This window comes from Gaetbulibacter aquiaggeris (genome assembly GCF_044003965.1).
GTDB classification, from domain to species: domain Bacteria; phylum Bacteroidota; class Bacteroidia; order Flavobacteriales; family Flavobacteriaceae; genus Yeosuana; species Yeosuana aquiaggeris.
The window spans coordinates 844,235-856,203 of sequence record NZ_JBAWKC010000001.1 but is presented as its reverse complement, the minus strand read 5'-3'; the positions used below and the strand labels follow the sequence as shown (position 1 = coordinate 856,203).

General features: G+C 34.4%; 8 protein-coding genes. 2 read left to right on the top strand and 6 right to left on the bottom strand.

What is annotated here, in order from left to right:
* Both V8G56_RS03570 and V8G56_RS03565 read left to right on the top strand, forming a co-directional pair.
* Positions 1-1,140: a glycoside hydrolase family 53 protein gene (locus V8G56_RS03570; RefSeq protein ID WP_395437084.1), complete on the top strand. Its 1,140-nt coding sequence runs from the start codon at positions 1-3 to the stop codon at positions 1,138-1,140.
* Between the two features lie 6 nt (positions 1,141-1,146).
* Positions 1,147-3,582 carry a DUF4982 domain-containing protein gene (locus V8G56_RS03565; protein ID WP_395437083.1) on the top strand — a complete coding sequence of 812 codons (2,436 nt, stop codon included), beginning with the start codon at positions 1,147-1,149 and terminating at the stop codon, positions 3,580-3,582.
* Positions 3,583-3,631: 49 nt separating this feature from the next.
* Here the strand turns inward: V8G56_RS03565 and V8G56_RS03560 are convergent, their stop codons facing one another.
* The 6 genes from V8G56_RS03560 to V8G56_RS03535 form a co-directional block, all read right to left on the bottom strand.
* On the bottom strand, positions 3,632-4,972 hold the full coding sequence (locus V8G56_RS03560) for a sugar porter family MFS transporter (protein ID WP_395437082.1): 1,341 nt from the start codon (positions 4,970-4,972) through the stop codon (positions 3,632-3,634).
* Between the two features lie 33 nt (positions 4,973-5,005).
* Complete coding sequence (locus V8G56_RS03555; RefSeq protein ID WP_395437081.1) at positions 5,006-6,859, bottom strand: trehalase family glycosidase; 1,854 nt, start codon at positions 6,857-6,859, stop codon at positions 5,006-5,008.
* On the bottom strand, positions 6,856-8,091 hold the full coding sequence (locus tag V8G56_RS03550; protein WP_395437080.1) for an MFS transporter: 1,236 nt from the start codon (positions 8,089-8,091) through the stop codon (positions 6,856-6,858). The genes V8G56_RS03555 and V8G56_RS03550 overlap by 4 nt, the downstream gene beginning before the upstream one ends.
* A gap of 19 nt (positions 8,092-8,110) precedes the next feature.
* Entirely contained in the window at positions 8,111-9,454 is a 1,344-nt protein-coding gene (locus V8G56_RS03545) for an MFS transporter (protein WP_395437079.1), read from the bottom strand.
* Between the two features lie 164 nt (positions 9,455-9,618).
* Positions 9,619-10,947 carry a vanadium-dependent haloperoxidase gene (locus V8G56_RS03540; RefSeq protein WP_395437078.1) on the bottom strand — a complete coding sequence of 443 codons (1,329 nt, stop codon included), beginning with the start codon at positions 10,945-10,947 and terminating at the stop codon, positions 9,619-9,621.
* 99 nt (positions 10,948-11,046) lie between these two features.
* Entirely contained in the window at positions 11,047-11,964 is a 918-nt protein-coding gene (locus V8G56_RS03535; RefSeq protein WP_395437077.1) for an AraC family transcriptional regulator, read from the bottom strand.
* Positions 11,965-11,969 lie beyond the last annotated feature (5 nt).

Sequence of the window (11,969 nt, the reverse complement as noted above, 5' to 3'; positions counted from 1 at the left end):
ATGAAAATTTTACCTTTTCTATTCATCTTATCTTTGATAGTTTCATGTTCTTCTGGCAATGACACATCAAATGAAAAAGAAGAAACACCAATTCCAGATGCGCCTATTACATTTTATTATGGAGCCGATTTATCTTATGTAAATGAAATGGAAGATTGTGGCGCCTCATATAAAGATGCTAATAGTGCTACAAAAGATCCCTACGCTATTTTCAAAGAGGCAGGCACCAATTTAATTAGAATACGTTTATGGCATAACCCTACCTGGACTAATTATTCGAATTATAATGATGTAAAAAAATCCATTCAACGTGCTAAAGTTCTAAATATAAAAGTCTTGCTCGATTTTCATTATTCAGACACCTGGGCAGACCCCAGTCAACAACAAATTCCTTCCGCCTGGCTGAGTTCAATTAATGATACGCCGGCGTTAGGTGACTTATTATATGACTACACATATAACACATTGAATGAATTATCCAGATCGAATTTACTGCCTGACATTGTTCAGATTGGTAATGAAATAAACCCTATGATCCTTCAAGACGGGGCTTTACAATGGCCCATTGACTGGGTTAGAAATTCATCGCTCTTAAATAAAGGCATTACAGCTGTTAGAGATATTTCAACTGCAAAAAATAAAAATATTGACGTTATGTTGCACATAGCACAACCTGAAAATGGCTTATGGTGGTTTGATCAGGCAACAAAAAATGGCGTTACGGATTTTGACTGGATTGGACTTTCTTATTATCCTATCTGGTCAGATTATAATTTAAATAACTTAGCGACACCTTTATCCACTTTAATAAATACTTATAAAAAGCGCTTAATGATTGTTGAAACAGCTTATCCGTTTACACTAATAAATGCTGATAGTGCCGGCAATATATTAGGTAGTGACGCGCTTATTGATGGGGATCCAGCCACTCAGCAAGGTCAATTAAATTATCTGAACAAATTAAAAACGATTATTGAAAACGCTGGTGGAGAAGGTTTAATTTATTGGGAACCGGCCTGGGTCTCAACAGGCTGCAGTACTCTTTGGGGTCAAGGTTCACATTGGGATAACGCCACCCTTTTCGATAATGACAATAAAGCCACTCTTGGTATGCAATTTTATAAAGGATCATTACAATAATAACTCATGAGATATTTTAAGCATATATTATTTCTTCTCTGCATTATAACTTCTTTCGGAACGCTGAAAGCACAAACCAGAGACATCATCACACTAAAAAAAGGATGGAAATTTAATAAGGGAAACCACCCTGAAGCCATAAAAAGTAACTTTGATGATTCTCATTGGGAAGATATTACGGTTCCTCATGATTGGGCCATTTACGGTCCCTTTGATAAAAATATTGATAAACAGGTTGTTGCCATTGAACAAAATGGTGAAGAGGTCGCTACAGAAAAAACAGGAAGAACTGGCGCTTTACCATATATTGGAGAAGCCTGGTATAGACATACGTTTTCTTTACCAAATTTCAATACCAATAAAAAAGCGATTATTCTATTTGAAGGTGCCATGAGCCAGCCAGAAGTATTTATAAATGGTCAAAAAGTTGGGGAGTGGAAATATGGTTATGCCTATTTTTATTTTGATATTACTGATTATATATCAACCACTCAAGAAAATACATTAGCTGTAAAGTTGTCCAATCAAGGGGAGTCTTCAAGATGGTACCCAGGAGCAGGTTTATATAGAAACGTTAGCATTATTATAAAAAACAAGGAAAGCATTGACCAATGGGGAACTTTTATTACAACACCCTTAATTACTCAAGAAATAGCTAAAGTTAATATTAAAACCAGAGTCTCTGGAAAAGATTTAAGACTAGTGACTGCCATTCTTGATGCTGATGGTAAACAGGTTAATTCTAATGAAACAGTTCAACTTTTCAACAATGAATTCGACCAAAATATAGCTATTAATAATCCAAATCTTTGGAGTCCGGAATCCCCGTATCTATACACATCTGTTTCTCGATTATATGCCGGAAACGACTTAAAAGATGAGATAACAAATCGTTTTGGTATTAGACAAATTGAATACAACCAAAAGACCGGATTTAGTTTAAACGGAGAGATTACTAAGTTTAAAGGCGTTTGCTTACACCATGATTTGGGACCACTTGGTACCGCTGTCAACAAATCTGCTTTAAGACGTCAATTACGCATTTTAAAAGATATGGGTTGCAATGCGATACGAAGCTCTCATAACATGCCATCTATCGAACAATTAGAGCTTTGTGATGAAATGGGTTTTATGTTTTTAGCTGAAAGTTTTGACGAATGGGCAAAACCAAAAGTAAAAAATGGCTATAACCTTTATTTTGATACATACGCTGAAAAAGATGTTGTTAATTTAGTGAGAGCTACCCGAAATCATCCATGTATTGTTATGTGGAGTTCCGGTAATGAAGTTCCAGACCAATGGGGAGCCGAAGGTGTCAAACGTGCCAAATGGTTACAGGATATTTTCCATAATGAAGACCCTACTAGACCTGTTACGGTTGGTATGGATCAAGTAAAAGCGACTATGGAGTCCGGATTTGGAGCTTTACTGGATGTTCCTGGTCTCAATTATCGCGTACATCTTTATGAGGAAGCCTATAATAAATTTCCCCAAGGGTTTATTTTAGGATCAGAAACCGCTTCTACTGTTAGTTCACGTGGTATTTATAAGTTTCCTGTTGAAAAAGCCAGCATGAAAACCTATGATGACTTTCAGTCATCGTCTTACGATTTAGAATATTGTAGCTGGTCCAACTTACCAGATGATGATTTTGTGTTACAAGATGATAAACCTTGGGTGATTGGTGAATTTATTTGGACAGGTTTTGATTACTTAGGAGAACCTACACCTTATGATGAAGCTTGGCCTTCTCGAAGCTCCTATTTTGGCATCAATGACTTGGCAGGTTTACCTAAAGACAGATACTATTTATATCGAAGTCGATGGAATACTAAAGACGAAACCTTACATATATTACCGCATTGGAATTGGGATGGTCGCGAAGGTAAGACAACACCCGTTTTTGTTTATACAAGCTATGATAGTGCCGAATTATTTTTGAATGGAAAGAGTCTGGGTGTACAAAAGAAAAATAATGACACCAAACAGAATAGATATCGCCTAATGTGGATGGATGTAAGATATGAAACAGGAACATTAAAGGTTATTGCTTTTGATAAAGATGGTAATCCCGCTTCTGAAAAAGAAATTAAAACTGCTGGAAAACCTCATCAAATAGTTCTTGATACTGATGTAAAAACCATTAAAGCGAATGGTGAAGATTTAAGTTATGTAACGGTTTCGGTAGTCGACAAAAACGGCATTCCGTGTCCAACGGCTACAAATCAATTAACATTCAAAGTAAAAGGAGAAGGCACGTATAGAGCTGCTTGTAACGGTGATGCTACCTCTCTTGAATTATTCCATTTACCAACCATGAAATTATTTAGCGGTAAACTGGTAATACTTATTCAATCTACCGAGAACGCAGGTAATATTGAATTATCTGTTTCTGGTAAAGGATTAAAAAAAGGAAACATTTCTTTGAGCTCTTTTAAATAAAAAAGCCTCTTGTTTCCAAGAAGCTCCTTTTTTATGAACTCAGAAATTTTTATGATTCATCAATCAATTGTTTTTCCAATTCTTCTAAAGTGATCCCTTTGGTTTCTGGCATCACATAAATCACCCAAATGAGTTGAAATATCATCATAACCGCAAATATCATAAACATAGCACCCGCACCAATATTCGCAATTAAAAGCGGCACAGAAGCGGGAATAATAAAGGCAAGTACCCAATGTGTTGAGGTTCCAATAGACTGGCCGTAAGACCGCACATGGTTAGGAAAAATTTCTGATATAAATACCCAAATCACCGAACCTTGTCCAATGGCATGAGCACCAATAAACACAAATAAAGAAATTGGCACTACCATACCAGACCAATTATAAAAGAACGCCAGAGACACAAAAAGCAATGAAATAATATAACCTATTGAACCGATGATCATTAATTTTTTTCTTCCTATTCTGTCAATAAAATACATTCCTAAAAGCGTGAATATTAAATTGGCCACACCTATTCCTATACTTCCTAAAAGCGCCGCTTGATCAGCTAATCCTGCTTCAACAAAAATGCGCTTTGAATAATAGAGAAAGGCATTAATTCCTGAAAATTGATTAAAAAGGGCAATAGCAAATGCTAACAATATGATATGCTGATACTTTTTTTGAAAAACGGATTCCTTAGGTTTACTTTTATCCAATGCCAAAATATTGGCAATCACCTCATCCGGATTTGAATCTGGATTAATGAGTTTAATGATTTTTCTTGCCTCTTCGGTTCTGTTTTTTATAATGAGCCATCTAGGGCTTTTAGGCACCATAAACACCATAATTGTATAAATAAAAGCAGGAACTGCTTCAATTCCTATCATCCATCTCCAACTATTATTTTCAATATAAATACTTATTAAATAGTTCGAGACAAAAGCTACTAGGATACCAAAAACAATATTAAACTGATAAGTAGCCACAAGTTTTCCTCTGTTTTTTGCTGAAGCAATTTCCGAAATATAAGCAGGTGCGGCTATTGTGGAGGCCCCAACACCTAAGCCACCAATAAATCTAAAAACTCCAAACACCCATGGATCATTAGCTAACCCAGAACCAATTGCGGATATTGTATATAGTATTCCAATCCATATTAAGGTGTTTTTTCTGCCAATCATACTGGTTGGATAACCCCCTAAAAGGGCTCCGAAAATGGTTCCGAAAAGTGCAGAACCAACTACTATGTATCCATGAAAATAATCATTACTACCAAAGAGCTCATAACTACCCCACATTTTTTGAAGTGTCTGCTCTGCACCACTGATAACAATGGTATCAAATCCAAATAAAAAGCCTGCAAGCGCCACTGTAATTGACCATACAATTATTTTGTTATTCATGATTTAATTTGGATTAGTTGGTTCGTATTCAACTTAAAAAAGCGCTTCAGGAGGCATCAGATTATTGAGTTTTTCTCTATAACTATTATGTAATAATGATAAACCATATTGGTAAGAGGCATTCATCCACCCAAATCCTTCCTGAGTAATATATTCAAAATCAGTCCCAACATTACCATATTCAGCAAAGACCTTATGGGTAGCTTCTACTACATCATATTTTTCAGGTATGGTTCCATTATAATCCACTGCATTTTTGGTAATCATGAATAGCCATCTATAAATTAATTCTTGTGCTTCATTAATATAGCCATAGTTAAACAGCCCTTTCCAAATCATCATTTGATGTGGTGCCCATCCATTAGGATAATCCCATTGCCGCTGTGGTCTGTTTTCACTAATTTCACCTCTACTTCGTTTTGTGCTTCCAGCAATTCCTCCCCTTTCCTTTAACATAGGGATTGCTTTATAAATAAGCCTTTCCGCTTGTTCTTCAGAACATAGTTTAGCCCATAAAGGTGCCAGAGTTGTTGCCGCTATAAAAAGAGATTGTGATTTTGTCTTTACATTATAATCAAAATACAATCCTTCTTCTTCATTCCAAAGATATTTATCCACAGCATTTCGTCTTACCTTTGATTTTTCTTCCCAATAAGATGGAGTATAACCTTCAAAAAGACCATTAAATTCGTGTTTAATGACTTCTTCAAAATCTGTTTCATATTTGTATAACATGGCATTGAGTTCCACAACATTTAAATCCGCACAAATCTTTTCAATTCTATAAGAAGTATCATGACCCGATTCACGTACTGTCCTGTCATGAACAAAATAGGCATCCAACTCCTTATTTATTATTTGCCCTTCAGCATAAGCCTTCTCAAAATGACGAATAGACATATCAACTTCATCAGCATAAGGTTTTAATATGGAGTCAAAATGACCAACCTCACATTCCGGTGGAAAACCTATACCTTCTGCAAGATATCTATTCAGACCATTTTCAGTCAGACGGTTTCCCTGTACCATCCAAACCGTTTCATATTCTTTAATAGCGGTTTTTAGATGATTTTTCAACCATATTTTATCCTGAGTTATTTCGAAAACTTCTCTGATCAAGCTGGAATAAAATGGTGGTTGTGTTCGGGTTAAATAATAGGATCTGTTAGCATTTAAAATTTTACCGTAATGTTCAATTTCATATTGAAAATTATCAGCCATGCCTTTAGCCAAATCTACTTTACCATCAATTAACAGTCCAATAGATTCAAAATAACTGTCCCAACCATACATTTCATTAAATCGTCCGCCAGGAACCACAAAAGGAACCCCTATAGTTTTATCTCCTGCCGAATCTAATTTTAATGATAAAATCCCAGGTTGAATATTAATAGACTTTACAAAGGCTGGCGTTATAGCTTCTGGAAGTTTAAACGTTTCAATAGGCAATTTAGCCTCTAACCCTTTATAATAATGATACGCGAACAGATCATTAAAAGGCACATAAATACGCAGTTTATCAGATGCTAAAGACTCATTTTTAGTATCATGAATAAGACTTACAATCCCTTTTTCATCCATCGTTCTGGTGAGTCCATTCCAATAATAGTTCTTAATCATTTGTGAAACTCTCTCTACCGGTCTTTCTTCAATAACCTCTGTATTTAATGAGGCTATTTTCAAGCCATTATTTTTAGCAATGACCAATTCCTGCAGTAAATTAGAAAGGTGATAGGTACCTGCTACAGTATATGATTCTCCTGAAATAGATGCCAGATTAAAAGTTTTTGGTCCTTTATCTTCAATAGTAATTTTTTTATCCTGATCCGTATCTTCCTGAGCAAGAAGCTGGTTTAAACAGATATCAATATTAACTTTTAAAATCATGATTCCTTTAAGGCATTTTTCTTTGAAATTTTATCAATTAACAACACAAAGATTATTAATAGCAGCATTGGAATTAAAAGAAAATAAAAAGCTTTGGCGCCTCCAATACTTTCAAATAATTCACCTACAATTCTGGAACCTATAGTTCCTCCTAGGGCAGAAAATATGATAATTAAACCTGACATTGGTGAATGCAAGTTTTTTGGTAATGAACTTAGAACTGTTGAATTTAACAATGGATAAATAGGCGCAATAAACAACCCGATTAAGGGCAAAATATAGCCCAACAAGGGCACATCTGCTAAACTTTTTATTTCAACTAAAGAATCTATTTCAACTTTTAATTGGGGCAACACGCTCAATAAAATACCTCCCGAAATGACAATACAGATGATAACAAGCGTCACCCATGACATAAATTTTGATAAATATCCAGCCAAAAATCTTCCCAAGGCTAATGACAAAGCTAAAATACTTGCCATTTGAACACTCAGAGTTACGCTGAATTTAAATATCTTTTCATTGAATCTTGGCAGCCAGGTCATGATACCCTGTTCTATCATTACAAAAAAGAAGGCTGAAGCTAAAAACACTAAAACTAATGGTACAATGATGAGTTTTAAAGATCGCGTTAAATCTTCCTTTAGGCTTGACCCAATAGCTTCTACTTCATATTCAATTTTAGAAAAAAGTAAGAAAATGAATGAAATTACAATTAAGCCAGAAAGCAAATAATATACATTTAACCAGGCATTTTCGTCTGTATCAGAATAGAATGCTGGAAACAAAAAATATGCAGAAGCAATACCCACCATAAAAAATCCTTCTATAGAACTCATCAAGGAAGAATGCTCTTTTTTTGACGAGGTTACAACGCCAATTAGAGAATACACTGATAATTTTATCAAAGCAAAACTGATCCCAATGGATAAGAACAATATCTTGGTATAAACGAACGAATTTCCAAAAATCATTACTAAACACCCAAAGAACACAAGTGCCAAACCACTTAACATGGCCTTTTTATAACCAAATCTTGGCAAAAATGAGGCTACTAGAAATGATACAATAGCAATTGGTAAATCTTTAAAAGCCTCAAGAAGCGACGCTTGAGATTCACTCACATGATAAACATTGATTGATTTGGCTATCACTATTCCCACACTATTGAGTAAAATAGCAAACACAAAATAGTTTAAAAAGATAGATATTTTGATTCCCAGATTCTTCATTTTTCCTGTTTTTAAAAAATTAATGACCTCCGCCAGCCGGCATCACAGAATGATCTCCATTATCTGATTTCGGTTCCTTCAAACGCAGCGCTAAAACCCCGGAAATAATAAAAAATACCCCTCCTAATAAAATAGCATTTACCGCACTATTCCCTAAAAGATTTTTTACAATCGGGCCAAAAGTTATGGTTTGAATGCCCATAGGAATTACGATCATCATATTTAATATCCCCATATATACGCCTCTTCTTTCCTGAGGCACAATTTTAGACACCATAGAATAGGGAATACCCATCATTGCGGCCCAACCAACACCAAATAAGATCATGGGTAATATCACTAAAAACGGATCTTGAATATGAGGTATGGATAACATGGCAATACCAGTTAAAAACAAACTGAACACATAAACCTTTTTACCTCCAAATTTCAACGCTAAAGGCACTAAAGCAAGTGCAACAACAATAGTAGACACATTATAAGTCGTATTCATTTTTGCGGCCTGACTCAAAGCCTGCGATTTATCAAAATTCATAGTTTCCTCAAATAAGGGCGCTATAAATTGCCAATAAACAAATAATGCGTACCATTGAAACAAATAAACCCCGGATAACTTCCACATAAAATTGGGCATTTCTTTAATGGCATCCACAATTTCAAAAAAAGGTGTCTTAATTCTATCTACAAATGGTAGGGCATTGTGCCTGTTTATATCTTTCAATTCTTCATCCGAAGGTGGTATTTCAGGTGTTTTTAATACCGACCACAATATGGTAGAAACAGACAATATTGCTCCAATAAAGAACGAATAATATAACCAGGTCGGTATCTTATCTGTAGCTTCAGCACCTCCTTCGCCAAACCAGTCCTGAAATAAAAATATAGACGCATTCGCTAAAACAATTCCGGCACCTACAAAAAGACTTTGCATTTGGTATCCAAAACTCAATTGCATATTTGGTAATTTATCACCAACAAATGCGCGATATGGCTCCATCGCCATGTTATTCCCTACATCTAAAATCCATAAAAGACCTACTGCAAACCATAATGCCGGGCTAAAAGGAAAGGCAAACAAACATAAACTTCCAATGATGGCCCCTATCATAAAAAAAGGTTTTCTTCTACCCCAACGAGGCGACCAAGTTTTATCTGAAATAGCTCCAATAATAGGCTGAATAATTAAACCAGTTACTGGTCCCGCCAAATTTAATAACGGTAAATCCTCATGATGAGCCCCTAAAAAAGAAAAAATTGGATTTACAGCCGTTTGTTGCAATCCAAAACTAAATTGGATTCCTAGAAATCCGACATTCATATTCCAGATTTGCCAAAAAGATAAGGTTGGTTTAGTTAACTTCATAGTCTATATTTTTCCTGTTTTAATATTTAGTTCGCTATCAATAATCATGGTTGAAAGTTTACAATGTTCCTAATATATCTGTACTTTTTTGAAAACTGAATAATAAGTTAACTTTTCCCCAATCATGGGCTTAAATAAGGCGCTATCTTTTTTTATATAAAATATTATAATTTAAGTTTTTCAGCTTCAAAATGCCCCAAAGCTTTTCCTTGTTTTAATCCATTTTCAATAGCTGCACGATAATGTATTCCTCCGTACAGACGGCTAATTGCCGCTTCACTTGACGCATTATAAAACGATTTAAAATTTCTGACAGGTAATCCAAAGGGTAATTCAGTATCATCTTCAAAATAGAAATTATCTCCAAATATTTCTGTTAAAACAACAGAGGCCGCTCCAGAAACGACAGAATGCCCGCTGGTATATTCAGGAAATGGTGGTGTTTGTAAAATGGGCAACCAATCCGGATCTATATTTTGATTGATAATAGTTTCTGGTCGTATCAAATTACTTCTATATTTTTCATCCCAACAACTAATAAAAGCATCCGCAATGGCTATAGATGTTTTTGTATACGCATTTACTGTTTCTTCAACATTTGAATTTGTTTTTCTTGACGCTATTTTTGTAATTCCTATCCAATGAGCGCCCGGAGATATTTTTTTGGTTGCAAACATAAAGTGTCCTCTGGTAACTGAAACAAAAGGATTACAATCCCAAAATCTTGCAATAGCAATTTCTTCTGATTCATCCCCGTTTTTAGTAATTTCTTGACTCACATTATACACCTCCATTAACTCTTCAAAGAATTTTGTCCCTTTCTTCAAAGAAAATTCAGGATGTGGTTCTGGTTTAAATTGTTGTGCAGAATCTAATAAAAAGGGTCTAATCTCATTCCAATGTGGCTCAATACCATCCATATAAGAAGGCGGTGTTGGTTGCCAGCGAGAAGGATCATCCGTGTCTACTGTAAATTTAGACATAGTACGGGTTTGATTGTAGTTGTCTTTAGCCATATATTTTTTCATATGATCTACTACCTCAAAGGCATATGCTTTTGATTGATCAAACTCTTGTTTGTTAGTTGTTCCCCAAGCCAAATACAAACTATCTTGTAAGGAAGACATTTTTTCTTCTGAAAAAATTAAGTTTTTACTGATTTCCATATGAGCTATGATAGCCGCTAATTCTAAATTAACCTCTTTAGATTTATCAACTTGAGGGATGGATTCAAACCCATTCAAAGTTCCTACAAGCGTTTTAAATTTGGTGCTTTTTTTTGCTAATATTTCATAGGCCGCAATGTTAGGATACACAAATATTCTACTGGCCACCGGAGGTGAAAAAATATCATGGATCTGAATTTCCATAACCCTGTCTATTGCCTGATGAAATAGTTCTGGGGATACTTTTATATGTTCTGCAGGTTTGCTACAACTAGCAAAAACAATAATAATCAGTAATAGATAAATTTTAGTTTTTAAATGGTTCATTGTATTCGTCTCTAATGTTTTATTCTTATTATATCCTATTTACTAATTTTCGCTAATACTTTGAGGGGTATTCACCTATTTAGTAAAATAAGTCTCTGTTTAGTTTATTGGCATATATATTTCTGTAACCCATTGAAGTTCATCTCCTCCATAAAATGGATTTGTATAGAAAAATTCAATAGGTCGATTGTTAATACTAATATCATGTCTTTTGGCATATTCATATAATCCAAACCAACCTCTATCAGAAGTCACATAATTCCCATTATATATAGCTTTCAGCGCAAGTTTTGATTTTTTAATCTTACCATATTTTATCTCTTCATTTAAAGGTAAAGAATCTCTTTCGTTAATAGGAAAACAAAATTTAAAATCAATTTGGTTGTTATTTAGATCCCAATTATTAACCATAACAAAAGGGTACTCTCCTTTTTTAAGATTATGCTCATTTAAAAAATTCATGAAAAACGAATTGCTATTCATCATTTCTTTAGCCTTATCTTCCATTTTTACATGCTTCAAATTGATATAAGCATATGATAATTCAGGAATCGTATCTAGGCCATAGATTTTAACCTTAAACTTATTTTTTAATTGATAGTCAATCCATTTCCTATAATCTTGTATTAAATCAATAGATTTCTTCCTAAAGGGGGTTTTAATGAAAGGTGCCGTTAAACGATTATAAATTGAACGACCCTTCTCTGTAATCCCAACCTTTACTTCAGAAATAGTATCGTCAAGAGCTTCAATTTTCCAATCTAGTTGTAATTTTAATTTATTGGCTTCAACAGTTTCTTCAAAAGACTCAAAAGGTTTTTTATCGTTTAAAACATAATTAAATGAATCTGTTTTTTGATTTATTATATTCCACTCTTCCAACCCTCTAAACAGCGTTCCAGGAGAAGTTTCGGCTTTAAATCTCACGATATAATCATGCGGTTTTATTAATAAATACCAAATTAACCCCCCTGAAAGAACTAAAACTATTATGTATTTGGTTTTCTTTAATTGCATCTATT